The sequence below is a fragment of the Glaciimonas sp. PAMC28666 genome, from assembly GCF_016917355.1.
Taxonomy (GTDB): domain Bacteria; phylum Pseudomonadota; class Gammaproteobacteria; order Burkholderiales; family Burkholderiaceae_D; genus Glaciimonas.
This window is the reverse complement of record NZ_CP070304.1, coordinates 608,555-634,809: the sequence shown is the minus strand read 5'-3', so window position 1 is coordinate 634,809 and position 26,255 is coordinate 608,555. Positions and strand designations below refer to the sequence as shown.

The window sequence follows — 26,255 nt, the reverse complement described above, 5'->3', positions numbered from 1 at the left end:
GATGTGCGCGCCATGTTGTTACGGCGGCGCGGTTGTGCGGTGCTTTCCTGCGCAATGACACATCAGAGTATCAATCGCAGTGGTGCGGATAGTTTTTTGACGCGAACTGGGGCAGATTGTAGGGGTTCACTGCGATCTCGGCAACTAGCCCGGGGCTAACCACCCCTGCGTTACTGTGAGTAACCCGCATATCGTGGGGGGCGGCGAGATGAAGATCATTGTTTCCGGGTGCCACGGTTAGATGCGATTAATTCGCCTTTGGTCTCTGAGGAGTGGGCCTTTTTTGTGGTGGCGACGGTAGATCGTTTCGTTGCTACAGGGTTGCTCTCCCGGGCTTTTTTAATTGGACTTGCTACTTTAATAATGCGTTCCGAGCGCCCACCACGGCTGTTAACCAATATAGCTTTGTGATATCTGCTGCCGGAAGAAGCCCGTTGGGTTTCGCCGCCCGATGAAGCTGCGAATCGGTTTGGTACCTGCAGCTGCAAGCTCTGACCGCGATTTACGCTGTCGCGACGTAGGCTGTTCCAGGATTTGACCTGACTCACGCTGACGTTGTAGCGTCCGGCGATGGACGCTAGTGTGTCGCGCTTTCCTACTTTGACGAAAATGCGGCGCGTATCTGGAACATCCGGCGCCACCGCCATCGTCGCATTGTCAGCAACTTCTGCGGTGATGTCGTCATTTTGCGTTTCCGTTTTAGGAACCAAAATGGTGGATCCTGCTTTTAATACCATCCGTGGCGGAATATGGTTGACCTCGCGCAGGATGGCAGGCGTGGTATCGAATTTGGCAGCAATTGCTTCAATCCGTTCGCGTGCGCTGCCAACGGTATGTGATGTCCACGTTGACAACGATTGGGTCCACAACGTAATGTTTTTCTTAAACTTCTCTGCATTCGACTGCGGAAGCAAAATTTTGGTATCTGAACTGCCAATAATCACGGGACGATTAAATTGCGGGTTGAGCGCCTTAAAGTCATCGATTGATAGCTCGGCTAGTTGTGCTGCAACCTTGACATCGATGTCGCGGGTTTTACCGACGGTGACGAAGTAGGGTTCATTATCGATCTTCGGCAGCGAAATATTATAGGCATCCGGTGCTGCGATGATGTTTTTGACGGCTTGCAATTTAGGGACGTAATTCCGCGTTTCCACCGGCATTTGCGATGCAAGGCTGGCAAAATCAGTTGGTAAACCGGCCGCCTGATTTCTGTCGATGGCTTTTTGCACCGATCCCTGGCCCCAGTTGTAGGCGGCAAGTGCGAGCTGCCAGTCACCGAACATGCCATACAACGTTTGGAGATAAGTCAGCGCGGCATCAGTCGACGCCAACACATCGCGGCGATCATCCTTGAACATGTCTTGCTTGAGATTAAAATCGCGTCCCGTGGCGGGCATGAACTGCCATAATCCCACCGCTTTTGCGCTAGAGAAAGCTTGTGGATTGAAAGAGGACTCGATGAACGGCAATAAGGCCAGCTCTGTGGGCATGCCACGTTTTTCAAGTTCCTGAACGACGTGAAACAGATAGGGCGATGCGCGCAAGGTGGTGCGCTCAAAATAATCTGGCCGCGAACTATAAAACTCTGTTTGCGAAGTGACCTGCGCGTTATCGAGGTCGGGAATGCTAAAACCTTTTCGTATGCGCGCCCAGACGTCAACCTGCGTCATGCCAATCACACCAGCGCTCGGATTGGCGGGGTCGATTAAACTGAAAGTGGGAGCGTAAATAGAAATATCGCTGGCGTCCGCCGTTAGCGGATTACCGAAAAAAGTAATGGCAGCAAGCGCCAATGTCTTGAATTTAAATAGCATGAAATTTTTTACGTGACCGGCTCGATGCGACCGGGAATAGAATGATTAAGCGTAGTGTACGTAACCGGCTTTTGTCGCGTCAAGCAAAAAATATGCTATCGCACAGCTATAAGTAATTGATTTATAGCGTAATTAATAATCGCCACCCCTGAAATGACCTCGTACTCCCTCGGTTTTGAGCCGGTGGCGATCTCGAATAGCTTAACCTATAGGGCTAACGTGCGGTTTCACATCCAGGCGAAGAGCCGTACCACGGCCTTTTTTGAATTTAGATAAATTATTTAATTTTTTAAAATTATTTGAAATTATTTTTCCAAAGACGTAACGCGGCAAACGCCGCGGTCGGATCATTTGGTGCGGCGCTTTGGAAATGCCCCCCATTTTGCAAACTGGCAATGATCTCTGGCTCTCGATACCGTAAAAACGGGTTAGTCTCGTTTTCCTCGGCGATACTCGAGGGTATCGTTGGCAGTTGGCGATCACGCTTGGCTTGTTCGGAGGCAATGCGTCTGGTCAACGCCAGATTGCCAGGTTCGACCGCTTGCGCAAATCGCAGATTCGACAAGGTGTATTCGTGTGCGCAGTAAACCTGCGTTTCCGGGGGCAGTGTGCTCAACTTCGATAAGGAAGTCATCATTTGCGATGGCGTCCCTTCGAACAAGCGCCCGCAGCCTCCGGCAAACAATGTGTCTCCGCAGAATAACCACTTTTGCTGCTGAGCAACGTAGGCAATATGCCCCTTGGTATGCCCGGGCACATCTAATACCGACAACGTCAATGGAAGTTGCGGCACGTCGACGATGTCGCCTTCTTTTAACAGTTTTGTAACATTGGCGATGACTTCGTGCTCGGGCCCGAATACGGGGACAGTTATGTGTTGTAATAAAGTTGGCACGCCGCCAACATGGTCAGCATGATGATGTGTCAGTAAAATAGCGCTAAGTTTAAGCTCGAGGGTGTCGAGCATGGCGAGTACCGGCGCAGCATCGCCCGGGTCGACCACCGCGGCATGACATCCATCATGAATAAGCCATATATAGTTGTCATTGAAAGCCGGAATTGCCACTACACTCAACACGTTATTTAACAAGGCAGTCATGGAATATCCGTCTTCAAAAAAGTCTATTATAGCGCTCGGCCCGTGGCTGCAAACACCCATTGGGCAGTATATGCTGGCATGGGAGCAAGCGCATCTGGACGCGATGACTGCGGATATATTCGGCTTCAATGCGATGCAAATCGGCTTGCCGCAAATGGATACCTTGCGGGCGAACCGAATGCGCCACAAGTGGTTGAGTGATAGCGAGTTGTTAGACAGTTGGGTACAAAGTACACAGGAACAGTGCCATCCAGCCGTAACGGATCTGCGCGGCAACGATTCACGCCAGGGGCAGAGCGAGCCTGCTCAAGGTCAAGGTCGGTCCAAGATCGTCATAGCACACGATTTTGCCGATTTGCCCTTCGCCTCCCAAAGTCTGGATCTTGTGGTGTTGCCGCATGTGTTGGAATTTGCCGCGGAGCCACATCAGGTGTTGCGCGAGGTTGAGCGGGTATTGATACCCGAAGGCCAGGTGATCATTTGTGGTTTTAATCCGGCGAGCTTATGGGGAATACGCCAATCGACCGGTCGGCTTTCGGGAGCGCATTTTTTGCCCCAAAATGCGGAGTTTATTAGTTTGCTGCGCCTTAAGGACTGGCTAAAGTTGCTCAACATGGAAGTCAATCGTGGACGTTTTGGTTGTTATGCACCACCTTGCGCTACAGCCAAATGGCTGAACCGATTTTCGTTCATGGAAAAAGCAGGTAATCGATGGTGGCCATATTTTGGCGCGACTTATATAGTGCAGGCAATTAAACGGGTTAAAGGGATGCATCTGATTGGTCCGGCTTTTAGCAAAAAAGCAATTAAGACCGTAAATGGGGTTCCTGCCACGAACCGAACGCATAAGGCCGGCGAAGGCTAACAGAGCAGCTGCCCCACGGCGAAGTCGACAGACAATCCGGTCGACGCAGTGCGATACCGGTTTCTTTATCGCGTAGCTTGAAATTCTTTCAATTAATGTAGCAACATGTAGACGAGTAAACATTCAGTATGGATAAAGTAGAAATCTTCACCGACGGGGCCTGTAAAGGTAATCCCGGCACCGGCGGCTGGGGGGCATTGCTCATTTGCAATGGACACGAAAAAGAATTATTCGGCGGAGAACGGAATACCACTAACAATCGCATGGAGCTGTTGGCTGTCATCGAAGCGCTAAAGGCACTGAAAAAGCCTTGTGAAGTAATTGTCCATACTGATAGTCAATACGTTCAAAAGGGCATTAGCGAGTGGATTCACGGTTGGAAGGCGCGGGGTTGGAAGACCGCCGCGAAAGCGCCGGTAAAAAACGCCGATTTGTGGCAGGCGTTGGATGCAGCGCAAGCGCAGCATCAAATGGACTGGCGCTGGATTAAAGGGCACGCGGGACATGACGGTAATGAGCGCGCAGATCAGTTGGCCAATCGTGGCGTAATGACCGTTTTGTAAAAAATGGCATCGAAACAAAAACCTGCAATCGATCTCAGCCGGCAAGCGACAACCCGTTTAAGCCCATCCGCGATGTGCCTGATTGCGGTAACGATCGGTAGCAAATTCTCGAAGCACCAACTTGGTCGCTTTTGCATTTTAGTATCAGTTTTTTAAAATAAGTGACTATGCGACAAATTGTTCTAGATACCGAAACCACTGGCCTAAACCCGCGTACTGGCGATCGCGTTATTGAAATCGGTTGCGTTGAGATGATCGACCGCCGTTTAACCGGAAACAACTACCATCAATACGTCAACCCGGAACGCGATTCCGAAGAGGGCGCTTTGGCTGTACATGGTTTGACCACCGAATTTCTCAGTGATAAGCCCAAATTTCGGCAAATTGCAGCCGAGTTAAAAGAATATATAAACGGCGCCGAAGTGATCATCCACAACGCACCGTTCGATCTGGGCTTTTTGGACGCCGAGTTCAAACGGCTGGATATGGAGACTTTCAGTAGCGAGATCGAAGGGGTGATTGACACGCTGGTGCAGGCGAAAGAAATGTATCCGGGAAAACGGAATTCGCTCGATGCGCTCTGTGATCGCTATGGGATCTCTAATGCGCATCGGACGTTGCATGGCGCGTTGCTGGATTCTGAATTGCTCGCGGAAGTTTATCTCGCGATGACGCGCGGGCAAAATAGCTTTAGTATCGATTTTGGCAATACCGACGATCGTCAGGGGGAGAACGGTGCACGCTTGCCGCTCGCGCCGTTAGCGGAAATTTTCATCCGTTTGGCAAGCGTTGAAGAGTTGGAACTGCATGAAGGCGTGTTGACGACCATCGATAAGGAAGTAAGAGGCCTCAGCGTCTGGCATAAATTGCCGGCAGAAATTGAATAAAGCCGAGAACAAGTCCAAGCACACATCGTTATTTGGATGACGTGTTTAGCTTGTTGACGAAATATCTTCAGAATAAGGTTGTACAGACGCGAAGGTTGTTGTATTATTTCGTCCTGTTGCAAACGGGCGGTTAGTTCAGCTGGTTAGAATACTTGGTCGACATCCAAGGGGTCGCAGATTCGAATTCTGCACCGCCCACCAGAATATAAAAGGTCTTTCCTCGGAAAGGCCTTTTTCATTTTCAGCGTCACTTTTATTAATTTACGCATCACACCGAGGCATTTATGCTGACGTCAGGATTTTGCGTTCTGCCCATGCGGAGACGGCGCTTTCCGCAAAAGGTATGCATGCTCCCAATACTGTGCGAGGAATGACCATGATTTGCCATCAGTGCAAGGCCCACAATCTCGCTACCGATTTAACGTGTACACAATGTCACAGCAATCTGGCTGGCAATGCGGCGCAATCGACTAGCGCATCTGTAAAGAAAACAGCACCGCAAGGCCGCAGCTATTATGGGCAGATAGCGTCGTGGGTGGTGATCTGCGTGTTCGTACTGTTGTATAAAGCGGTTCTTCCCAGATTGATTGAAAGCCCGCTCTGGGAAAATTCCACGGTCTTCGGTATTGGAGTAGCGCTGTCGTGGATCGCAGGACGTTTAATCGGAAAGGTCATTGCGCAGAAAAAAGCAATTTGACTGTTCACGCTTTGGCTGCGATCCGTCGCGTCTTCATACTGTGGTCGAAATGATAAATATGTGGACCAGTAAAGTAACCTTTTTTTTTCCATGGTAGGATCTTCTTAACAACGAGGAGACTACGATGCCATCCGAAACTTTAGGTACGTATGAAATTGAGTATTCAGCCGTTCTATTGCCAGATAGTGAGCATTGGGCCGCATACCTAACCATTTTCGCACCTTCGCCCAATCCCATGCACCGGAATAACGTTTTCCCCAACCAACGTGTTTCAATCGAGCAGGTCTTCGCAAATCAGCAAGAGGCAGAGCGAGAAGCGCAAAAAGTTGGAATCGAGATGATTAATAAGTGTAGCGCACACAAAGCCTGACGAATTGGTGCCGGGCCAGATTCATTGATTCGCGTTGAAGCGTAGAGGATGCCCTTGAGAGAGCTTCAAGCCTGGATCTCTGGCCTAAGTCAGGCAGCCAGCAGCACGCCCAGTGCAATGAGCGCCGGAATCGCCTGAATGAATAAAATTTTCTTGCCCACTGTCGCGGCGCCGAATAAGCCCGCGATGACGATGCACAGTAAGAAGAAGATCTTAATCGAAAATCCAGCAGATCCCAGATAAATCCCCCATATCAGGCCAGCGGAGAGAAAACCGTTGTATAAACCTTGGTTCGCTGCGAGCGCTTTGGATGCGGTGGCAAATTCCTGCGTCAGATGAAAGGTTTTCAGTCCCTTGGGTTTGTCCCATAAGAACATTTCGAGCACGAGAAAATACAGGTGTAGCAACGCAATTAAACCAATTAAAATAGTTGCTATGGTGTTAATGTAAGACATAATCTTTTCCCCTTTGTAAGCGCGATCGCGAATTCCAAGAAAGCAAAAAGATCATAGCAGCGCAATCGCGCATTGATGGAAGATAAATGCGTGCTCCTCGAAACGCTTCTGCATACGTATGGCGCAGTCACTTGAACAACGCAAAGCCCAAAGTATCGTCGCATAATAATCGGCTAACAGTCGCATAACAATTGCATAACAGCCGCGTAACAGAAACTGATTCCAATGACGCTTAATCAGAGCGCGCGCATGCACTCATCGCCAAGCTCATGGCCCCTCCTGTGAAGATACAGATTAGAATTGGCGTTGTTTATTTTGTCCGTTGCACGCGCTGTATCTTTTTCCGCACTTTCTCCACACGCTCCACGCATTCACCTTTTCGCAAATAAAATTATGCACATTCTGTTGGTAGAAGATGATTCAGTACTTGCCGACGGCATTTTGCGGATATTTAAAGGCCACGGAATGGTCGTCGATGTGGTGCAAAACGGCAGCGATGCTGATGCACTGTTACAACGTTCTGATATTTCTGTGGTGGTGCTGGATATCGGTTTACCCGGCATGGACGGATTTGAAGTAGTTCGTCGCCTGCGCGCACGCGGGAGCCTTATCCCGGTGTTGTTGCTGACCGCACGCGACTCCGTGCAGGACCGGGTTTACGGGTTGGAGATAGGGGCTGACGATTATCTGGTAAAGCCTTTCGCGACCCAGGAGTTGGTCGCGCGAGTGCGCGCCTTATTGCGGCGTAGCGCGCCGCAGCCGCTTGAGATCCATTTGGGAGGACTGTCGCTCAATACTTCATCGCGAAGGGCCAAAATCAATGGCAAGTCGATTGAGCTTTCGGTACGTGAATGGGCGGTGTTGGAGTACCTTCTGCAACAAGCCTCGCGCGTTGTGTCACGCCAGCAAATCATCGATGCCATTTTACCTTGGGGCGCGGAACTGACGCTTAACGCGGTCGAAGTATACATTTCCCGCATCCGTTTGAAAATTGCTGATGGGGGAATCGAGATCAGGACCATCCGGGGATTTGGTTACATGCTGGAAAAAGTCGAGCTATGAATAGCATTCGAATGAATCTGCTGGTGTGGCTGATCGTGCCGCTCCTTATCGTGAATTTCATCGGGGCTGGACTTAGCTACTGGCTGGCCTGGGTCCCGGCTCAGATCGCCTTTGATCAAAGTCTCGCGGATGCCGGTTGGGCCATGGTCCCGCGTTTGCAGGAGAAGAACGGCCAGGTAGAAAGTACCTTGTCGAAGCAGGCCGAGCAAGTATTGCGGGTCGATCACTTCGATGCCATCTATCTCGTAGTCCGCAGTGGTGATGGACAATTGCTTGCGGGCGATGCGGATTTTCCGGCGCTGCCAAAGCAAACGGTATCAGATGAGCCGGCCCCTTACGATGGATTAATGCGGGGAGAACCTGTACGAATAGTCGCGCTTCGAACGACCATCGGCCAGCAGCAGGTATTTATTGGCGTCGCAGAGACGCTGCGCAAACGTACCCATATTCGATCAGTCATTTTTCTGGCGTTGTCGCTGTTAGAGGCCCTATTGGCGATCATGTTAATTGCCACGATTTGGTTCGCTGTCAGTAAAGGCTTGTTGCCACTGAAAAAAATGCAGCTGGATCTCAATCTGCGCAGCCATGACGATTTGTCGGCGCTGGATGAAAACAATGTCCCGATCGAACTTGGACCGGTGGTCAGGGCGATCAACGGCTTGCTTAACAGGGTTGAAAATGGCGCGCAGCGACAGCAACACTTTCTGGCCAACGTTGCACATCAGTTGCGAACACCCTTGGCCGGATTTAGAACCCAGTTGGAATGGCTGCTACAAAAGAACGCGGAGGAGCCGGAAGCCGCGCATTCCATCAAGCTCATGGCATCGTCAACCGAGCGCATGATACGCCAGACTAATCAGTTGTTGGCCCTGGCCCGGGCCGAGCCGACTAAGTTCGAAAAAAAGCGCCTGGAAGTGATCGAGTTGAATAAGCTGGTGGAAGAGTCGATTCAGCATTTTGTTGAGGAAGCGGATAAAAAAGCCATTGACATCGGTTTTAATCTGCAGACCACGCGGGTTATGGGAGACCCGTTTTTGTTGCGCGATTTGATCGATAATCTGATCGATAATGCGATCCGTTATTCGCCATCCAACGGCACTGTGACGGTCAACGCGATACAGGGCAAGGATGGCGGCATTTTCTCGGTAGAGGATTCTGGTCCTGGAATCGACGCGTCGGAGCAAGAACTGATCTTTACGCGTTTTTATCGGATCGATGACAATATAGCCGGCAATGGTTTGGGGCTAGCGATCGTGCGCGATATCACCAATGACCATGGAGCAAGAATTACGGTTGAGCCCGGGGCAACTTGCGGCACGATTTTCTCGGTCCATTTTCCTTTTCCGATACTTGGCACAGCGACTAAGTTACGACCTTGAAATCAGTGGGAAATTGAAAATCCACTGCGCGTTATTCTAGGCCTGTACTATTTTTTAGAAGTGTATAAATATTTTTGAAGCGTATTTCATATTAATATAATGCAATATGAAAGCATGGCAATTGCTACTCGGTAACGCTATCGTAAGCCGAAAGCATCGAATATGAGCGAAAAAGCGCTTGAAGATTGCGGAGGGTGGGTAAAAAAATATGCTGCCCCGCAAAATCGAAAATCAGTCGTCCATGATCCTTGACCAAATATTCAGCGCAGAATTAAGTGACCTGGATTAATTCTTCGACCTGTCTTATGTGCATGATTCTGAACGCGCGCCAGCTCTTCAGTGGAGCTGTGCAGTTGTCCCCATCACATCACCTCAAAACTTTAGCGCGGAGAATTTCCGCTATGCATGTAATGTGAGGCACGCCCCGGTTTCGTCAGGATTTTGTCAGGTTTCCTTCAGGTTATTGACAGGAACAGTCGTTATTCTGTAGTTGTTCCTTCTGGAATCGCAAAGAATCATGCCGATTAGTCATGTTATTTGCGCCATTTCAACTACTGGCGTTACCTTCCCGACCCAATGACTTCTTCAATTGACACCTCATTCGCTTTTGTCTTGCTTTCATTGGCCTTGACGGTCTCTTCTGCTAGCGCAGAGGATTCTTTCGTACCGTGTCGTCGGTTTCTACACCAGATTGAATGTGTCGCCGTGCCCCTGGCGACGCCTGCTGATGACGTCCAGGCAAAACAGTTCGAGGTGCCGTCAAACGGACTGGCAAAAATTTACCTGGTTCGCCCTGGCACGATGGAGCCGAAACAAAAGAGCGAGATTTTTCTGGATGGAAAATGGTTCGCCAGTTTGGCACCGATGACCTATCTGGTCATGGAGACCAGCGTTGGTTTGCATACCATCGGCTCCGACTTGCACCAGTCTTCAGCGTTGAAAGTGGAGGTCGCCGGTGACAAAAATACCTACGTCAAAGAGCAGCTATATCAATTTTTCAATAGCGAAAAAATCTTTTTTGAGATCGTCGATCAACAAACTGGAGAAGCCGACGTCTTGAAGTCGCGACTAATAAATATAGCACCAAATACGGTGAATGATCGCCCGCTGCATCCCTGATTCAACGTCGCTAGACGCGACTGGAATAACAAAATTTTTACCAAATTGTTGGGGCTAACTCCGGCAAATTGAGTTAGGGGATCCATTCAGTGCAAATGTTTTTACTTTACAAATTATTATGCAAAAGCCTTTCCTGTTAAGAAAAAAAAGTGTCTGTGTTCTTGTCATTAGCATTCTGGCTATTGCCGGATTCGTCTGGTCAACCGCAAGCGGCACCGGTATGGGCGCGTTAGCACACTCTTCAGACGCTGATCCGATTCCCAATTTCATTAGAAAGGGTGATCTGATCTTTGTACCTCTACATTCGCCTTTGCGAGACCGTCTCATGGTGCAATTGGTGTCAACAAGGGATTCCGCCCGTGCGTTGGAACTACCAGCGCAGGTCGAGGCTGATCCTTCACATACCATCAATATGGTGCCTCCCGTGGCCGGCAAGGTACTGGAACTGAAGGTCGGGCTTGGCGATCATGTCAAAAAAGGGCAGTTATTACTTGTCATGACATCAGGTGATTTTGCGCAGGCAGCAGCAGATCAGCAAAAGGCCCGCGATACTTTAAAACTGACAAAGAAAGTACTCGAAAGGCAGCGCGGCGTGCAGGAGGCGGGCGCCGGTGCGGGCAAAGATTTAGAGCAAGCGGAAAGTGCAAATATTCAGGCGCAGGCTGAATTTTCGCGTGCCGATACGCGCTTGAAATCGCTCGGCATTGCCAGTGGAGTGAGTGTTGATAGCAGCGGCCGTCGCCTTAACATCGTTGCGCCAAACGCAGGGAGCGTCACCGCATTGTCAGTCGGAGTTGGCCAAAGCGTGAACGATCCAACCGCATCAATGATGACAATAGCTAATTTGGACAACGTCTGGATCACTGCTAACGTGCCGGAGAATTTATTATCTTCCGTCAAAGTCGGCCAGCCAGTCGCGATACATCTGCCCGCATATCCCGATGCGTTATTAAAAGGCAGTGTTACATTTATCAGCGATATTCTGCAACCCGATACGCGTCGCGCACTGGTCCGCATTAGCGTGCCAAACGGCGATGGACGCCTGAAGCCGAACATGTTTGCGACAGCTTCCTTTGCTATCGCCCAGGCAACTGCGCCAGTGGTGCCAGTTTCAGCACTGCTAATGAATAACGATGACACAACCGTCTTCGTCGAGACCAAGTCGTGGACGTTTTCACGTCGTAAAGTTGAATTGGGTAGTGAAGCGAATGGTACTGTCCGGGTGCAAGCTGGCTTGAAGGTAGGCGATCAGGTTGTTATCAAGGGTGGAGTGCTACTCAATGATTAATAACGTCGTTCGCTATTGCCTGCAAAAGCGTTATGCAGTGATTTTGGTGACGATATTGGTGGCGCTATTCGGCTATTACTCTTGGACCCGCATGGCGGTAGAGGCCTATCCTGAACTTTCCGATGTGTCCGCGCAGGTGACCACACAGGCGCCGGGTCTGGCTGCTGAAGAAATTGAGCAGCAAATCACAATACCGCTAGAGCGCCAGTTGAGTGGAACCCCGGGTTTGGTGCATATGCGCTCGTCCAGTACGTTCGGCTTATCGCTCATCACGCTCACTTTTAAAGACGGTGCTGAGGATTATTGGGAGCGGCAACGCGTGACAGAGCGCATGGCGCAGGCAACATTGCCGACGGGGATTACGCCCAGCCTTGATTCAGTGAGCGGTCCTTCCGGCGAAATATATCGGTATACGCTTGAGTCCGATAGCAAAAATTTGATGGAACTCTCAGAGATTCAACGCTGGATCGTCATGCCTGAACTTCGCCAGATTCCGGGTATCGCAGACGTCGGGAATTTCGGCGGTATGACGATGGAATATCAGCTTGAAGTCGATCAAAATCAATTGCAGCGATTTGGCGTCTCATTGTCCGACGTGACCAGCGCAATTAACAACAACAATGCCAACGCTGGCGGCAGTCGCATTTCGCGCGGTGAGCAGGGTTATGTGGTGCGTGGAATCGGCATGATGCGCAGCTTGACCGACCTGGGCAATGTCGTGGTCAAGCAAGTCAATGGCGTCCCCGTTCTGGTACGCGATCTCGGGAAGCTGCAATACAGCCATCAGGAGCGTCAAGGTATCTTGGGGAAAGACAATAATCCCGATACGATTGAGGGTATCGTCAAACTGCTGAAATATCAAAACGCATCAGAAGTCATCAAGGGCGTTCATGCCAAAGTTGCACAACTGCAAAAACAACTGGCTTCGCAAGGGGTTCGCATTGTTCCTTATATCGACCGTGATGAATTGATTCAATTGACGGTGCACAAAGTCAGTCATACCGTAGTTGAAGGAATCGGCCTGGTTTGTATCGTATTGATTTTGTTTCTCGGCAGTCCGCGTAGCGCGTTGGTAGCCGCAGTGACTATTCCACTCGCTTTGGTGGCTGTGTTCATCATGATGTATCTGACCAAAATGCCGGCCAATCTGTTCTCGTTGGGCGCGATCGATTTCGGCATTATCGTCGATGGTGCGATTGTTGTAACGGAGGCCATTTTAAGGCGGCGTGAGGCCGCGCCGACCGAAGAGCTAACCGAGGTCGAAGTGCGGGCAGCGACGACCGAAGTAATCAAGCCGATATTCTTTGCAACGCTCATTATTATTAGCGCTTACTTGCCGCTGTTCGCGTTTGAAAGAGCAGAAGGAAAATTATTGTCTCCCATGGCATTTACCGTCAGCTACGCGCTGATCGGCGCATTAATCTGTAGCGTCGTACTGGTCCCCGGGTTGGCTTACATGGCGTTGAGAAAACCACGCAAAATTTTTCATAACAAGCCGCTCGAACGGCTCGGTGCCGGGTATCGTAATACCCTTCGAACCATGTTGGATAATCCATCGATTGCGTATCTGATTGGTGCGGTGGCATTGATCGGCGTGGTCGGCTTAGGTGCCGTCACTGGTCGAGAATTCATGCCGCAGCTAGATGAGGGAACGCTGTGGCTGCAAGTCCAGATGCCATCCGGTTTGTCGCTGGAAAAGGGCAGTGAGATGTCTGCTGAATTGCGTCGCACGTTGTTATCGTTTCCTGAAGTGTCCTATGTGGTCACGCAACTTGGTCGCAGCGATGATGGTACTGATCCGTGGACACCGAGCCACATGGAAGTGCCGGTAGGACTGAAACCATACAACACCTGGCCTGGCGGCGAAAACAAGGCAGAGTTTGTACGTCGCCTGAATACGCGGCTGGCGCAATTGCCAGGCTTTTCCATCGGCATTAGCCAACCGATCAGCGACGGTGTGAATGACGCAGTGGGCGGGGCGCATAGTCCATTGGTGATTCGTATCTACGGCGACGATTTTAAAGAATTACGCCGCATTGGAAATCACATTGTGGATGTCCTGCATGGCATCAGGGGAAGTGCCGACGTTTCGATTTTTCAGGAGCCGCCGATTCCGCAGATGGTGATCGATATTGATCGTGCTGCTGCTGCGCGATTTGGGATCAATATCGCGGATATCTCTAGCCTGATTCAGACCGGCATTGGTGGTGCGCCCGTGACTCAAATGTATGTTGCTGATCGTATTTACAACGTCACAGTCCGATTTCCAAAGAGTAGTCGAAGTGGTCCCGAGGCATTGGGTAACCTGCTGCTGACCGCCTCCAACGGCGCACGGATACCGCTTTCTCAGCTGGCGCATATTCGTTCCGGAACTGGCGAGAGTACGATTACGCACGAAAGCACGCACCGCCAATTGACCGTCCGTCTGGATTACGCAGATCGTGATTTGCTTTCCTATTATCAGGAAGCCCAGGCAGCGGTCGCCAGGGATGTGAAGTTTGACCATTCCAAGTATCGTCTGGAATGGGCCGGACAGTTTGAAAATCAGGAGCGCGCACAGGCACGATTGCTGGTGGTCTTCGCTCTGGTATTGGGTTTGATGGCGATTATCTTATATGCCGGATTTGGTAAGTTGCGGCAAGCGATGTTGATTCTTGGGTTAGTCCCGCTGGCGGCATTGGGCGGCTTGATTGCGCTCCGCGTTACAGGCAATACCATCAACGTTGCCACCGGCGTGGGCTTTATCGCGCTGTTTGGTGTTGCGGTCCAAAACGGCATCATTATGGTGTCCAATATCAATCGTGTACGACAACAGGGTTTAGCGCTAATGGAGGCAGTGCTGGCGGGGGCGTCTGAACGTTTCCGCCCAGTCTTGATGACTGCAACCGTGGCCTCGGTTGGCATGTTGCCAGCGGCGTTGGCGACCGGTGTGGGCACTGACGTTCAACGCGGCCTGGCCACGGTCGTCGTCGGTGGATTGGTTGTGGCGACATTGCTGACGCTGTTCATTCTGCCCACATTCTATTTCGCGCTGGAACGCTGGATCGAACGCCGTAAAGGGGTGAGCCGAATTCCCGACGGCCGCTAAGCGATTTTAAAAGAGCATCAATCCAGCGGATGAGCGAAGATTGAATTGCTTCTTTCCTGATCGTTGATATCTGCGCCAACGCAGTATTGTACGACGCGGGTTCCGACAGAAGTCTGATAGGTTAAAAGATGAAGAAATTGACATTGCAATCCCTCGCTTGCCCGCCTCTGTTAGCGGTTGCACTGACATTGGCCGGTTGCGTGGTCGGTCCTGATTTCAAACAGCCTGCTGCGCCATCGGTGCAGGGTTACACCAAAGCGCCATTGCAGGCTACTACTGACTCGGCCGAAACTACTGGCGGTGCCGGGCAGCAATTTGTCGCCGGGATGGATATTCCTGCGCAATGGTGGACATTGTTCCAGTCGGCACCATTGAACACAGTGATAGCTCAGGCATTGAAAGCGAGTCCGGATTTGCAATCGGCGCAAGCTGCTTTGCGGGCCGCGGAAGAACAAGTAGCGGCCCAGCGCGGCAGCCTTTTCCCGACGGTTGACGCTAGCCTGGTGCCGACCCGTCAAAAGGTTGCGACGACGCCAATTCAGTCGGATACGCCGGTGTTTAATCTGCATACGGCGCAGCTCAATGTTTCGTATAACGTCGACGCTTTTGGAGGCAATCGACGCCAACTGGAAAACGTCCAGGCCCAGGCGGCGCAGCAGCGCTTTCAACTGGAAGCGACCTACTTGACACTGACGTCAAATGTTGTTGCAGCAGCTGTGCAGGAAGCATCGTTACGGGCGCAAATCAGTGCGACTGAGGAAGTAATCCGAATGCAGAGCCGGTTGCTGGAATTGTTGCAGCGCCAATATACATTGGGTGATATAGCATTGGCGGACGTAGCGACCCAGAAAGCAGTGTTGGCGCAGACGCAAGCCACTCTGCCACCGCTTAACAATGCGTTGTCTGTTCAGCGTGACAGATTAACCGCGTTGGCAGGGCGTTTCCCCAGCGATGAACTGGATGAAAAGTTCGTCCTGTCCCAATTGAGTCTGCCGCAGGAGTTGCCAGTCAGCTTGCCGTCCGATCTGGTGCGGCAACGACCGGATGTACGCGTCGCCGAGGAGCAACTGCATGCGGCATCTGCCGCGGTGGGCATTGCCACCGCGAATATGCTTCCCCAAATTACCCTCAGTGCCTCGATTGGGAGTTCCGCTACCCAACTCGGCAACCTGTTCGCAGGAGGAACGGGATTCTGGGCGCTGGCTGGGGGCATAACCCAACCTCTTTTTGCGGGTGGTGCGCTATTACATAAAAAGCGGGCATCGGAGGCGTTGCTCGAGCAAGCGGCAGCGCAGTATCGGAGTACCGTGATTCTTGCGTTCCAAAATGTTGCTGATAGTTTACGTGCTCTGCAATACGATGCGCAGACGCTCAAAGCACAGCTGGGAGCGGAGCGTGCTGCAGCGCAAAGTGTAGACATTTCAAGGAAATCAGTAAAACTCGGCGCAGCTAGCCCGCAAGCATTGTTGACGGCACAGTTGATTTATCAGCAAGCTGTTATTAATCTGGCGCAGGCACAAGCGGCGCGTTTTGCGGACACCGCAGCCTTGTTTCAGGCGTTGGGCGGCGGTTGGTGGAACCGCACCGATGGCCTCAAGTTGGTTATTGCGAGCAAAGTACCTCAATGATTACAGGTAGCAGTTAGCGGTAACAATACGGGCAATGGTAATTTGTTGATTTAGTAGTTGCGAGGTGGCGCGACGCTAAACTTCGCTTACCACGCTGATGCGCTAACGCAAATGACGTGAGTTTCTGGTATCATCCTGCAATCTGGCTTCTATCCTTACCTGGTTGTAGGGAAAAACAGCCAAAACACCAAACATCATTTGTAAGAGCGAGAAAGGCATCCTGGTTATGACACCGCGAACTACCACCGCAGTCTGCACGCGACACTAGTCGAGGTCTTTTTCACTACTGAGAAAGCGCGGCTGGTCCGCGCTTTTTTTCGTCTGCATTTTTGATCATTATTCGTTAATTTATTCATTTAATTCGGCATCGCTCAAAGCAAAGCGATGATCGTATGGAGCTCACATGGTATCAGTCACACTTCCGGATGGTTCGCAGCGTCAATTTGACGCACCTCTGACAGTTGCACAAGTCGCGGCCAGCATCGGAACGGGTCTGGCAAAGGCTGCGCTGGCTGGCAAAGTCGACGGCATCGTCGTGGACACCTCGTATTTGATCGAGCGTGATGTGGCGTTAGCGATTATTACGGATAAGGATGCTGAAGGTCTTGATGTGATTCGTCACTCGACCGCTCATCTGTTAGCTTACGCGGTCAAGGAACTATTCCCTGATGCGCAAGTGACGATTGGGCCTGTCATTGAAAATGGCTTTTATTACGATTTTGCTTACAAGCGGCCATTCACGCCGGAAGACTTAATCGTTATCGAAAAGAAAATGGCGGAACTGGCGAAAAAAGACGAGCCTGTAACACGGCGCGTATTGCCACGCGATGAAGCGGTCGCTTACTTCAAATCGCTGGGTGAAGATTATAAGGCCGAGCTGATTGAGTCAATTCCAGCGGATCAAGAAGTGTCGCTCTATACAGAAGGGTCGTTTACCGATCTGTGTCGTGGGCCGCACGTGCCATCAACCGGTAAGCTGAAAGTCTTTAAATTGATGAAGTTAGCGGGCGCTTACTGGCGCGGCGATGCTAAAAACGAAATGTTGCAACGGGTGTACGGCACCGCCTGGACCAAAAAAGAAGATCAGGAAGCTTATTTGCATATGCTCGAAGAGGCAGAAAAGCGGGATCATCGCAAGCTTGGCCGCGCTTTGGATTTATTCCACATGCAAGAAGAAGCCCCGGGTTTGATTTTTTGGCATCCAAAAGGCTGGACTATCTGGCAACAGGTTGAGCAATACATGCGCAAGGTGTATCAAGATAACGGCTATCAAGAGGTGAAGGCACCGCAGATTCTGGACCGATCTTTGTGGGAAAGAACCGGCCACTGGGAAAATTATCGCGACAACATGTTCACCACCGAATCGGAAAATCGCAGTTATGCGTTGAAACCGATGAATTGCCCTGGCCATGTGGAGATATTCAACTCTTCTCTTCATAGCTATCGCGACTTGCCGCTGCGCTTTGGCGAGTTTGGACAATGTCATCGCAACGAACCATCTGGGGCGTTACACGGCATGATGCGTGTGCGTGGCTTTACGCAAGATGATGGACATATTTTCTGTACCGAAGATCAGGTCCAAACTGAAGTCGCGGCCTTTGATAAAGTGGTACGTGAAGTTTATGACCGTTTTGGCTTTACCGAAGTCGCCGTGAAACTGGCTTTGCGCCCGGACAAGCGTGTCGGCGAGGATGATGTATGGGATAAGGCTGAAAATGCGTTGCGTGATGCGCTGCGTGCGTCGGGAACCACCTGGGAGGAATTGCCGGGCGAGGGCGCGTTTTACGGTCCAAAGATTGAGTATCATCTAAAGGATTCGATTGGTCGATCATGGCAATGTGGCACGATGCAAGTCGATTTCTCGATGCCTGGCCGTCTCGGTGCTGAATACGTGACAGAAGACAATAATCGGAAAGTACCCGTTATGTTGCATCGGGCGATTGTTGGATCATTGGAGCGTTTCATTGGCATCCTGATTGAAAACCATGCTGGTGCGATGCCTTTATGGCTAGCGCCGGTTCAAGTTGTGATTTTGAATATATCGGATGCGCAGTCCGAATACGTCCAAAGTGTTGCACAAACGCTGAAAAAACAAGGGTTTAGAGTTGAAGCGGATTTGCGTAATGAGAAGATTACCTATAAAATACGCCAGCATTCTTTGCAAAAACCGCCCTATATCCTGGTTGTAGGTGATAAAGAGCGTGATGCAAATACAGTGGCCGTGCGTGCGCGGGGTAATGTCGATTTAGGTGTCATGTCAATAGACGCACTGGTGGAGCGCCTCAAAATTGAGGTCGAGACCAAAGCCTGAACGGTAAACCCATAGCGTGGAAGCACGGCTTATCTATTTGATTTTTAAAGGAAACTGCAATAGCTACGGACAAGTCACATCGCATAAATGGTGAGGTAACAGCACCTGAATTGCGTCTAAGCGGGGTTGAAAATGAACCGCTCGGTATCGTTTCGTTGGCGGAAGCCTTTCGTCTGGCTGAAGAAGCTAACGTAGATCTGGTGGAAATCGCACCGACTGCACAGCCTCCCGTAGCGCGTCTGATGGACTATGGTAAATTTAAATACCAGGAACAGAAGAAAGCGCACGAAGCCAAATTGAAACAGAAGGTTATTCTGGTGAAGGAAGTTAAATTCCGTCCGGGTACCGATGATGGCGATTACGGCATCAAACTGCGCAATTTGACTAAGTTTCTGGAAGACGGCGATAAAACCAAAATCACGCTGCGTTTTCGCGGTCGTGAAATGGCTCACCAGGATATCGGTGTGCGCATGTTGGAACGCCTGAAATCTGATTTGGAGCCGTTCGGACAAGTCGAGCAGTGGCCTAAGATGGAAGGGCGTCAAATGATCATGATCATTGGCCCGAAGAAAAAGAAATAATGAAAAGAAGGTATTAAAGCGCCGAATTTTTTGTCTTGGTATTCGTCGTTGCAATACCTCTTTAAATTTTGTGGTGAAGCGGTTTTTATTGCCACTTCACCCAAAAGCAGCGGTCTAGCGATTAGACTCCGTTGCAAAATCTGGTCACGGAATTGGGTGCCCAGGTTTAAACAAGTGAGAGTAGGCATACAAGTGCAACGATTGTTGCCACCTGCAATCATGTTAAAAAAGGAGCTGTCCTGAAGGACAGATAGAATCATGCCAAAAATGAAAACGAAAAGCGGTGCTAAGAAGCGCTTTCGCGTCCGTCCGGGTGGAACTGTTAAACGCGGTCAAGCGTTCAAACGTCACATCCTGACCAAAAAAACAACCAAGACCAAACGTAATTTGCGTGGTTCAGTCGGAGTCCATGAAACAAACATGGTATCCGTCCGCGCAATGTTGCCGAACTCATAACCTCACACTATTAAGGAGTTACTATGCCTAGAGTAAAACGTGGGGTTACAGCTCGTGCCCGTCATAAAAAAGTTTTAGCCCTTGCCAAGGGTTACCGCGGTCGCCGCAGTAAAGTTTACCGTGTTGCCAAGCAAGCAGTTATGCGCGCTGGTCAATATGCGTATCGCGATCGTCGTAACAAAAAGCGCGTCTTCCGTGCATTGTGGATCGCCCGTATTAACGCTGCTTCCCGTGAGCATGGCGTAACATACAGCGTCTTCATGAACGGTCTGAAGCGTGCCTCTATCGAACTGGACCGTAAAGTCCTGGCCGATATGGCAGTGATGGACAAGCCAGCGTTTGCTGCGATTGTCAATCAAGTTAAAGCCATCATCGCTGCGTAATAGATGTGATCAAAAAGCCTTTGAATGAAGTGTAGTTACGGAGTCGGTACGCAGGTATGACGAAGAGATACTGCACCATTTAAACGGTTTTTTTGAAACATTTAATAGCATAGTTTTGCGACTGTGGCGAAGTTAAAGTGAACCGGGGTGACTCGGGGTAGCTTGAGTTTTTCAGCATGCGCAATCCCGAGCGGGGCAGAGGTGAACACCTTATGCCCCGTTTGTGTTTTTTAACTGCCATTTTATTTTTTTAATTAGATACAATTTTTTGGATTGTCTCTTATTGAAGATTAATGGTTTCTTGTTCCCGTTTGCCTTAGAAACAAGATCGCGGAATTGTCGAAATAGTGCGTGTGCACGGCCCGGCAGTGCTTTGTAATCGGAGCATGTACACAACGTGGTGAAAGCAGAGAGCGTTGTTATCGCCCTGTATTTCTTGTCCTCTGTCGTTATTTCGCAGCACCCCGTATTCTTTCTATTGTTAATTGGAATTTTTCGGCTTCCCATTGGAGCAGGAAAACTGCATGAACTCCCTAGAACAACTTGTAACGCAAGCCCAGGCTGATTTTATCGCCGCGATTGATGCGGCTGCGCTGGAAAACGCTAAAGCCAAATATCTTGGCAAAACCGGTCAAATCACCGAGCAAATGAAGGGTCTGGGCAAGCTTGGACCTGACGAGCGCAAAGTGCAGGGCGCCGTGATCAACGTCGCCAAGCAGCAGATTGAAAACGCGCTGACGGCGCGTCGCGATGCGCTGGCAGATGCGCAGATGCAAGTCCGTTTGAATGCTGAGGCAATCGACGTGACGTTGCCAGGTCGTGGCCGTGGCGTGGGCGGTATCCATCCCGTGATGCGGACCTGGGAACGGGTCGAGGAAATTTTCCGGTCCATCGGTTTTGATGTGGCAGATGGCCCTGAAATCGAAACCGACTGGACCAACTTTACTGCATTGAACAGCCCGGAAAATCATCCGGCGCGCTCGATGCAGGACACCTTTTATATTGAAGGTAATGATACGCAAGGCAAGCCATTGTTGTTGCGTACACATACCAGTCCGATGCAAGTACGTTACGCGCGTATGAACAAGCCGCCGATCAAAGTGATCGCTCCTGGCCGAACTTATCGCGTTGACAGTGACGCTACGCATTCACCCATGTTTCATCAGGTCGAAGGTCTTTGGATAGCCGAAGACATCAGCTTTGCTGACCTAAAGGGCGTGTACCTGAATTTCGTCAAAGCTTTCTTCGAGACCGACGATTTGCAGGTTCGCTTCCGGCCTTCTTACTTTCCATTTACTGAACCCTCCGCCGAGATCGATATCGCGTTTGGCAGCGGTCCGCTAAAAGGCCGCTGGCTCGAAGTTTCGGGTGCCGGTCAAGTGCATCCTAGCGTAGTACGCAACATGGGGCTCGATCCTGAGCAGTACATTGGTTTTGCGTTCGGCTCCGGCCTGGAACGCTTGACAATGCTGCGTTACGGCATCAGCGATCTGCGTCTATTCTACGAAGGCGATTTGCGCTTTTTAAAGCAATTTAATTAAATTAATTGCTCCAGACGCCTTGGATACAATGTTCGCATTGACTGCGAATAAACCTGTCCAAGTCTTCCATGATTAAAGGTTTTTGAAGGTTTTACCTATGCAATTCTCTGAAAGCTGGCTGCGTACAATGGTCGATCCGAGTATGACTTCGGACGAATTATCCCACTTGCTGACGATGTCCGGCCTCGAAGTAGAAGAGGTCGTGCCGGTGGCGCCGCCGTTCACGAATGTCGTGGTTGGTCAGGTGCTGGAGATCGCCAAACACCCTAATGCGGACCGGCTGAATGTCTGTCAGGTCGATGTCGGCACTGGCACTGCCTTGACGATAGTATGCGGTGCATCAAATGTGCGCGCTGGTTTGAAAGTACCTTGCGCGATGCCGGGAGCAATGTTGCCTCCGGGCGCAGACGGCAAGCCCTTTGAAATTAAAGTGGGTGAATTGCGCGGGATCGAATCGCACGGCATGCTGTGCTCGGCGCGTGAACTAAAGCTGTCCGAAGAAAACGAAGGACTGCTGGAGTTGGCCGGCGACGCTCCGGTTGGCTTGAACTTCCGTGACTACTATGAGTTGAACGATCTTAAATTCACGATCAAGCTAACGCCGAATAAAGCCGATTGTCTATCGGTACTGGGCGTTGCGCGTGAAGTGTCAGCGTTGACTGGCACTGCGCTTAAACATCCGACTTATCAGTCCGTTAGCGCGAACATTGCTGAAGTACTGCCGGTGACCATTTCGGCACCGGATTTATGCGGACGTTTTTCTGGCCGCGTGATTCGGGGATTGAACGCCAAGGCTCCAACGCCGCAATGGATGAAGCAGCGACTGGAGCGCAGCGGTCAGCGTTCAATATCAGCGCTGGTCGACATTTCCAACTACGTCATGCTGGAGCTTGGCCGTCCTACCCATGTGTTTGATCTGGATAAAATTCACGGCAGTCTTGACGTGCGCTGGGGAAAAACGGGTGAATCGCTCAAGCTATTAAACGGCAATACCGTGAGCGTTGATGAGTGGATCGGCGTCATCGCCGACGAACAGCAAATTGAGTCTCTGGCCGGTACCATGGGTGGCGACGCTACTGCTGTTTCATTAGAAACGAAAAATATTTATCTGGAAGCGGCGTTTTGGTTTCCGCAAGCGATACAAGGGCGTGCCCGTCGGTTTAATTTTTCCACCGATGCAGGACATCGTTTTGAACGCGGCGTCGATTTCGCGACCACTGTTGAGCATATCGAACGCATTACTGCGCTCCTCGTTGAAATTTGCGGCGGCGACGATACCAAGGTAGGTCCGATTGACGACCAAAAAGTTAATTTGCCGGTGCGCCTGCCTGTCACTGTTCGCACGGCGCGCGCCGTCAAAGTGATTGGTGTACCGCTGACCGATGCGTTGATTGCGGACATCTTCACTCGACTTAATCTTACCTTTACGCAAGCGCCTGGCGTGTTCTCGGTGACGCCGCCATCTTACCGGTTCGATATCGAGATTGAAGAAGATCTGATCGAAGAAATCGTCCGCGTGTATGGTTTTGAAAACATTCCCGCATTGCCACCGGTGGCACCGAACGAGATGTTTATTGCACCCGAAAACACCCGGTCATTATTTGCGATCAGTCATAAACTGGCTGCACTTGATTACCAGGAAGTGATTAATTTCAGCTTCGTTGAAGAAGCCTGGGAAATTGATTTTGCCGCCAATTTGGAGCCGATCAAACTGATCAATCCTATCGCTAGCCAGATGAGTGTGATGCGTTCGTCACTGATCGCCAGCCTTGTCGCAAACGTTAAGTACAACTTGAATCGCAAAGTTAATCGTGTTCGACTCTTTGAGTCTGGAACAGTGTTTTTGCGTAACCCGGTTAGTCAGGATGGGCCGTTATCAGTCGCCGGTTTCGATCAGCCGAAACACGTTGCTGGTTTGGCTTACGGTCCTTACGCCGAAGAGCAATGGGGACAAGCTAGCCGGGTGGTCGATTTTTATGACGTTAAGGCAGACCTTGAGGCGCTATACGCACCGGTAACGTTGCGCTTTGCCAAGATCGAACATCCTGCATTGCATCCGGGCCGTTCGGCGCAAGTTATGCTGGATGGAAAAGTTGTCGGTTTTATTGGTGAACTTCATCCGCGATTGCAGCAGAAATACGATCTGCCGCTAGCGCCGGTCGTTTTCGAAATGGCGGTAGATGCATTGCAGCAGCGCGAAGTACCAAAGTATGCCGACATTTCGAAATTCCCCGCGGTCGTGCGTGACCTTGCTGTGGTGGTCAGTCAGGCCATTCCAGCGCAGGATTTGATGGATATTTTCGCCACCGAACAGCGCACTAACAACGCCTGTAGAATTCTGCAAGCCTTTGTTTTATTTGATGAATATCATGGCAAGGGTTTAGAAAATGACGAAAAAAGTCTTGCTTTCCGGTTTACGTTGCAAGATACTGAAAACACCCTCCAGGACGATACCGTTGATGCCGCCATGTCCGCTTTAATTGCGGCGATAGGCAAGATTGACGGTGCAAAGTTACGCAGTTAAATAACGATGGGATTGTCAAAAGGTGCACAACCGGTGAGGCGATATTCATCATGTCGGCCAGTATTTGACTGTTGGTAGGCGTCTCCGGTCAGCGCCATGTGTCAGCCCCAGGTTGTGCGCATTAAGGCGGGACATGACGGCCAGGTATTAAGGCTCTGCTTTAATGCAAGCTTCAAAAGCGAGGCTTCAAAGCGTTAGCAAGAAGCAACCCGATCCGAAAAGTGCTGAACTAAATGCACATTTTTGGGTTTGGTGAATCGCAAAACAGGGTGAAAATAACAGAGTGAACGCAGAATGAATGATATGCAGGCAGTGGAGTTTGAATCCGTATTGGATGCCGATCTGAATCGGGCGATGCGCGAAGCGCAAGCGCGTTCGCAGGCCGAAAAAGATTTACCGACATTAACCAAAGCGGAGCTGGCTGAGCTTTTATTTGAACAAGTAGGGCTTAACAAGCGCGAAGCCAAAGACATGGTTGAAACTTTTTTCGATGAAATGCGTAATGCGCTGGAACGCGGCGAGGCGGTTAAACTCTCTGGTTTCGGCAACTTTCAATTGCGCGACAAGCCGCAAAGACCTGGCCGCAATCCTAAAACCGGTGAAGAAATTCCTATTTCTGCGCGTCGTGTAGTTACTTTTCATGCCAGCCAAAAGCTTAAAGGCATGGTCGAAGCTACTTCCCAACAACCTTTTTCCCTCGCTTAATTAACCCATGAACGATCGTATCAGTAAATCTGAGGTAATCGTCTTGCCGCCGATTCCCGCGAAGCGCTATTTTACTATCGGTGAAGTAAGCGATCTTTGCGGTGTGAAGCCGCATGTTTTGCGCTATTGGGAGCAAGAGTTTACCCAACTAAAACCGGTTAAACGACGCGGAAATCGACGTTATTACCAGCATCACGAAGTGTTATTGATACGGCGCATTCGTGAACTTTTGTATGAGCAAGGTTTTACCATCAGCGGCGCACGTAACAAACTCGATGGCAGAATGGCGCAAGCCGAAAAAGATTCCATGGCTGCGGCCGCAGAAGCTGCTCAAAACAAAATCGACCTGATAGAAATGCGCCACGAACTTGAGCAAATTTTGGCCTTGCTGACGCTGACGACGCTTGAAACAAAATCACCATCCATCTCTCAGTAGCGGTTTATGTTTAATGAGGATAATGCGGTAGCGCTACTTAGTGGTTGCTGGCAAAAATTCTAAAACAGCCCGAAACAGTAAAAAAATTGCAGCAACGATGCACGTAGTTGCAGATAAGCAGCAGCGCCTTCTGCAGTGCAGTGCAGTGGCGTGCGCAGGCTGTTTAGTCTTTTCTGTTTCGTCTCAATCCGACCATTCGTCTTAATCTTTCATTATGCTCAGCGATCCACGCTTTCCTAATCTTTTTATCCTTAACCATCCGCTGATTCAGCATAAGCTGACCCATATGCGGAGCAAGGATACGTCGACCCGTACATTCCGCCAGTTGTTACGTGAAATTACCCAATTGATGGGGTATGAAATTACTCGCGATTTACCGCTGACGACGCAACGTATTGAAACGCCGATTCAAACCATGGATGCACCGGTTATCGCAGGGCGCAAACTGGCGGTTGTGCCAGTTCTACGTGCCGGTATCGGCATGAGCGACGGTTTGTTGGATTTGGTGCCATCTGCTCGCGTTGGTCATATTGGTGTCTACCGCGATCCTGCAACGCTTGAACCGGTTGAGTATCTTGTACGTTTGCCGGATTTGGCTGAGCGTACATTTATTCTATGCGATCCAATGGTTGCGACGGGTAACTCGGCGGTCTATGCCGTCAACGTCCTCAAGCAACGTGGCGTGACCGATGCGCAAATCGTTTTTCTCGCGTTGGTTGCCGCCCCGGAAGGCGTTCAGGTGTTTCAAGATGCGCATCCACAGGTTAAGTTGTATGTGGCAAGCCTCGATTCCCACCTCAATGAGCATGCATATATTGTTCCTGGCCTGGGTGATGCTGGCGATCGAATTTTCGGGACCAAATAATTTAGGACCTTCGCAAACACGCCCCGGCATGTTTAGCAAAAAAAAGCATGCATTCCGGTAATTCCGGTACGCGTGCTTTTTTTCTCAGGCATTAAGTGGTGCGTTGCGCCTGTTCCTCGCGCGAGGCCAGACCAGA

General features: G+C 50.5%; 23 protein-coding genes and 1 tRNA gene. 21 read left to right on the top strand and 3 right to left on the bottom strand.

What is annotated here, in order from left to right; all coding sequences use genetic code 11:
* Positions 1-215: 215 nt before the first annotated feature.
* On the bottom strand, positions 216-1,817 hold the full coding sequence (locus JQN73_RS02790; RefSeq protein WP_205321655.1) for a transglycosylase SLT domain-containing protein: 1,602 nt from the start codon (positions 1,815-1,817) through the stop codon (positions 216-218).
* A 295-nt stretch (positions 1,818-2,112) separates the two neighbouring features.
* Positions 2,113-2,916 (bottom strand): hydroxyacylglutathione hydrolase, encoded by an 804-nt coding sequence (gloB, locus tag JQN73_RS02785; RefSeq protein WP_205321654.1) that lies wholly within the window; start codon positions 2,914-2,916, stop codon positions 2,113-2,115.
* Here gloB and JQN73_RS02780 point away from each other — a divergent pair.
* From JQN73_RS02780 to JQN73_RS02755, 6 genes are all read left to right on the top strand, one after another.
* Positions 2,915-3,781 (top strand): class I SAM-dependent methyltransferase, encoded by an 867-nt coding sequence (locus JQN73_RS02780; protein ID WP_205321652.1) that lies wholly within the window; start codon positions 2,915-2,917, stop codon positions 3,779-3,781. The genes gloB and JQN73_RS02780 overlap by 2 nt on opposite strands.
* A gap of 128 nt (positions 3,782-3,909) precedes the next feature.
* A complete protein-coding gene (gene rnhA / locus JQN73_RS02775; RefSeq protein WP_205321651.1) occupies positions 3,910-4,344 on the top strand; it encodes a ribonuclease HI in 435 nt (144 codons plus the stop codon).
* A gap of 167 nt (positions 4,345-4,511) precedes the next feature.
* The gene (gene dnaQ / locus JQN73_RS02770) at positions 4,512-5,231 is read left to right on the top strand and encodes a DNA polymerase III subunit epsilon (protein ID WP_205321649.1); all 720 of its coding nucleotides are present in this window, start codon (positions 4,512-4,514) and stop codon (positions 5,229-5,231) included.
* A gap of 124 nt (positions 5,232-5,355) precedes the next feature.
* Positions 5,356-5,432: transfer RNA gene (locus JQN73_RS02765), tRNA-Val, on the top strand.
* Between the two features lie 142 nt (positions 5,433-5,574).
* Positions 5,575-5,928: a hypothetical protein gene (locus tag JQN73_RS02760; RefSeq protein ID WP_205321647.1), complete on the top strand. Its 354-nt coding sequence runs from the start codon at positions 5,575-5,577 to the stop codon at positions 5,926-5,928.
* A 124-nt stretch (positions 5,929-6,052) separates the two neighbouring features.
* Positions 6,053-6,298 carry a hypothetical protein gene (locus JQN73_RS02755; RefSeq protein WP_205321646.1) on the top strand — a complete coding sequence of 82 codons (246 nt, stop codon included), beginning with the start codon at positions 6,053-6,055 and terminating at the stop codon, positions 6,296-6,298.
* Positions 6,299-6,387: 89 nt separating this feature from the next.
* On the opposite strand, the gene JQN73_RS02750 is transcribed toward JQN73_RS02755, so the two are convergent.
* Positions 6,388-6,753, bottom strand: a complete 366-nt coding sequence (locus JQN73_RS02750) for a DUF1304 domain-containing protein (RefSeq protein WP_205321645.1) — start codon at positions 6,751-6,753, stop codon at positions 6,388-6,390.
* Positions 6,754-7,146: 393 nt separating this feature from the next.
* On the opposite strand from JQN73_RS02750, the gene JQN73_RS02745 reads away from it, so the two are divergent.
* The 15 genes from JQN73_RS02745 to upp all read left to right on the top strand — a co-directional run bounded on the left by JQN73_RS02745 (position 7,147) and on the right by upp (position 26,119).
* Positions 7,147-7,815 carry a response regulator transcription factor gene (locus JQN73_RS02745; protein ID WP_205321643.1) on the top strand — a complete coding sequence of 223 codons (669 nt, stop codon included), beginning with the start codon at positions 7,147-7,149 and terminating at the stop codon, positions 7,813-7,815.
* Entirely contained in the window at positions 7,812-9,194 is a 1,383-nt protein-coding gene (locus JQN73_RS02740) for a sensor histidine kinase (protein WP_205321641.1), read from the top strand. The genes JQN73_RS02745 and JQN73_RS02740 overlap by 4 nt, the downstream gene beginning before the upstream one ends.
* Before the next feature lie 576 nt (positions 9,195-9,770).
* Positions 9,771-10,313, top strand: coding sequence for a hypothetical protein (locus JQN73_RS02735; RefSeq protein WP_205321639.1), 543 nt, complete (start codon positions 9,771-9,773; stop codon positions 10,311-10,313).
* A gap of 118 nt (positions 10,314-10,431) precedes the next feature.
* Positions 10,432-11,601, top strand: coding sequence for an efflux RND transporter periplasmic adaptor subunit (locus tag JQN73_RS02730; RefSeq protein WP_240162404.1), 1,170 nt, complete (start codon positions 10,432-10,434; stop codon positions 11,599-11,601).
* Positions 11,594-14,689, top strand: coding sequence for an efflux RND transporter permease subunit (locus tag JQN73_RS02725; RefSeq protein ID WP_205321637.1), 3,096 nt, complete (start codon positions 11,594-11,596; stop codon positions 14,687-14,689). The genes JQN73_RS02730 and JQN73_RS02725 overlap by 8 nt, the downstream gene beginning before the upstream one ends.
* Before the next feature lie 128 nt (positions 14,690-14,817).
* Positions 14,818-16,317 carry an efflux transporter outer membrane subunit gene (locus JQN73_RS02720; protein WP_205321635.1) on the top strand — a complete coding sequence of 500 codons (1,500 nt, stop codon included), beginning with the start codon at positions 14,818-14,820 and terminating at the stop codon, positions 16,315-16,317.
* 403 nt (positions 16,318-16,720) lie between these two features.
* On the top strand, positions 16,721-18,628 hold the full coding sequence (gene thrS / locus JQN73_RS02715) for a threonine--tRNA ligase (RefSeq protein ID WP_205321633.1): 1,908 nt from the start codon (positions 16,721-16,723) through the stop codon (positions 18,626-18,628).
* A 59-nt stretch (positions 18,629-18,687) separates the two neighbouring features.
* The gene (gene infC, locus JQN73_RS02710) at positions 18,688-19,209 is read left to right on the top strand and encodes a translation initiation factor IF-3 (protein WP_108439777.1); all 522 of its coding nucleotides are present in this window, start codon (positions 18,688-18,690) and stop codon (positions 19,207-19,209) included.
* A gap of 258 nt (positions 19,210-19,467) precedes the next feature.
* The gene (gene rpmI / locus JQN73_RS02705) at positions 19,468-19,665 is read left to right on the top strand and encodes a 50S ribosomal protein L35 (protein WP_168055223.1); all 198 of its coding nucleotides are present in this window, start codon (positions 19,468-19,470) and stop codon (positions 19,663-19,665) included.
* Between the two features lie 23 nt (positions 19,666-19,688).
* The gene (rplT, locus tag JQN73_RS02700; RefSeq protein WP_168055225.1) at positions 19,689-20,048 is read left to right on the top strand and encodes a 50S ribosomal protein L20; all 360 of its coding nucleotides are present in this window, start codon (positions 19,689-19,691) and stop codon (positions 20,046-20,048) included.
* Positions 20,049-20,572: 524 nt separating this feature from the next.
* Positions 20,573-21,589 (top strand): phenylalanine--tRNA ligase subunit alpha, encoded by a 1,017-nt coding sequence (gene pheS / locus JQN73_RS02695; protein ID WP_205321631.1) that lies wholly within the window; start codon positions 20,573-20,575, stop codon positions 21,587-21,589.
* Positions 21,590-21,686: 97 nt separating this feature from the next.
* Positions 21,687-24,113, top strand: coding sequence for a phenylalanine--tRNA ligase subunit beta (gene pheT / locus JQN73_RS02690; protein WP_205321629.1), 2,427 nt, complete (start codon positions 21,687-21,689; stop codon positions 24,111-24,113).
* Between the two features lie 294 nt (positions 24,114-24,407).
* Positions 24,408-24,818: an integration host factor subunit alpha gene (locus JQN73_RS02685; RefSeq protein WP_205321627.1), complete on the top strand. Its 411-nt coding sequence runs from the start codon at positions 24,408-24,410 to the stop codon at positions 24,816-24,818.
* 7 nt (positions 24,819-24,825) lie between these two features.
* The gene (locus JQN73_RS02680; RefSeq protein WP_205321625.1) at positions 24,826-25,254 is read left to right on the top strand and encodes a MerR family transcriptional regulator; all 429 of its coding nucleotides are present in this window, start codon (positions 24,826-24,828) and stop codon (positions 25,252-25,254) included.
* Between the two features lie 214 nt (positions 25,255-25,468).
* Entirely contained in the window at positions 25,469-26,119 is a 651-nt protein-coding gene (gene upp / locus JQN73_RS02675; protein WP_205321624.1) for a uracil phosphoribosyltransferase, read from the top strand.
* The last annotated feature ends 136 nt before the right edge of the window (positions 26,120-26,255 follow it).

What these genes read in the sequence shown, in the direction of transcription:
- JQN73_RS02740 (WP_205321641.1), top strand. Translation starts at nt 7,812, where the DNA reads ATGAATAGCATTCGAATGAATCTGCTGGTGTGGCTGATCGTGCCGCTC.
- JQN73_RS02735 (WP_205321639.1), top strand. Translation starts at nt 9,771, where the DNA reads ATGACTTCTTCAATTGACACCTCATTCGCTTTTGTCTTGCTTTCATTG.
- JQN73_RS02720 (WP_205321635.1), top strand. Translation starts at nt 14,818, where the DNA reads ATGAAGAAATTGACATTGCAATCCCTCGCTTGCCCGCCTCTGTTAGCG.
- pheT (WP_205321629.1), top strand. Translation starts at nt 21,687, where the DNA reads ATGCAATTCTCTGAAAGCTGGCTGCGTACAATGGTCGATCCGAGTATG.
- JQN73_RS02780 (WP_205321652.1), top strand. Translation starts at nt 2,915, where the DNA reads ATGGAATATCCGTCTTCAAAAAAGTCTATTATAGCGCTCGGCCCGTGG.
- rpmI (WP_168055223.1), top strand. Translation starts at nt 19,468, where the DNA reads ATGCCAAAAATGAAAACGAAAAGCGGTGCTAAGAAGCGCTTTCGCGTC.
- pheS (WP_205321631.1), top strand. Translation starts at nt 20,573, where the DNA reads ATGAACTCCCTAGAACAACTTGTAACGCAAGCCCAGGCTGATTTTATC.
- JQN73_RS02725 (WP_205321637.1), top strand. Translation starts at nt 11,594, where the DNA reads ATGATTAATAACGTCGTTCGCTATTGCCTGCAAAAGCGTTATGCAGTG.
- gloB (WP_205321654.1), bottom strand. Translation starts at nt 2,916, where the DNA reads ATGACTGCCTTGTTAAATAACGTGTTGAGTGTAGTGGCAATTCCGGCT.
- JQN73_RS02685 (WP_205321627.1), top strand. Translation starts at nt 24,408, where the DNA reads ATGAATGATATGCAGGCAGTGGAGTTTGAATCCGTATTGGATGCCGAT.
- JQN73_RS02750 (WP_205321645.1), bottom strand. Translation starts at nt 6,753, where the DNA reads ATGTCTTACATTAACACCATAGCAACTATTTTAATTGGTTTAATTGCG.
- JQN73_RS02760 (WP_205321647.1), top strand. Translation starts at nt 5,575, where the DNA reads ATGCATGCTCCCAATACTGTGCGAGGAATGACCATGATTTGCCATCAG.
- thrS (WP_205321633.1), top strand. Translation starts at nt 16,721, where the DNA reads ATGGTATCAGTCACACTTCCGGATGGTTCGCAGCGTCAATTTGACGCA.
- rplT (WP_168055225.1), top strand. Translation starts at nt 19,689, where the DNA reads ATGCCTAGAGTAAAACGTGGGGTTACAGCTCGTGCCCGTCATAAAAAA.
- upp (WP_205321624.1), top strand. Translation starts at nt 25,469, where the DNA reads ATGCTCAGCGATCCACGCTTTCCTAATCTTTTTATCCTTAACCATCCG.
- JQN73_RS02755 (WP_205321646.1), top strand. Translation starts at nt 6,053, where the DNA reads ATGCCATCCGAAACTTTAGGTACGTATGAAATTGAGTATTCAGCCGTT.
- JQN73_RS02730 (WP_240162404.1), top strand. Translation starts at nt 10,432, where the DNA reads ATGCAAAAGCCTTTCCTGTTAAGAAAAAAAAGTGTCTGTGTTCTTGTC.
- JQN73_RS02790 (WP_205321655.1), bottom strand. Translation starts at nt 1,817, where the DNA reads ATGCTATTTAAATTCAAGACATTGGCGCTTGCTGCCATTACTTTTTTC.
- JQN73_RS02680 (WP_205321625.1), top strand. Translation starts at nt 24,826, where the DNA reads ATGAACGATCGTATCAGTAAATCTGAGGTAATCGTCTTGCCGCCGATT.
- JQN73_RS02745 (WP_205321643.1), top strand. Translation starts at nt 7,147, where the DNA reads ATGCACATTCTGTTGGTAGAAGATGATTCAGTACTTGCCGACGGCATT.
- dnaQ (WP_205321649.1), top strand. Translation starts at nt 4,512, where the DNA reads ATGCGACAAATTGTTCTAGATACCGAAACCACTGGCCTAAACCCGCGT.
- rnhA (WP_205321651.1), top strand. Translation starts at nt 3,910, where the DNA reads ATGGATAAAGTAGAAATCTTCACCGACGGGGCCTGTAAAGGTAATCCC.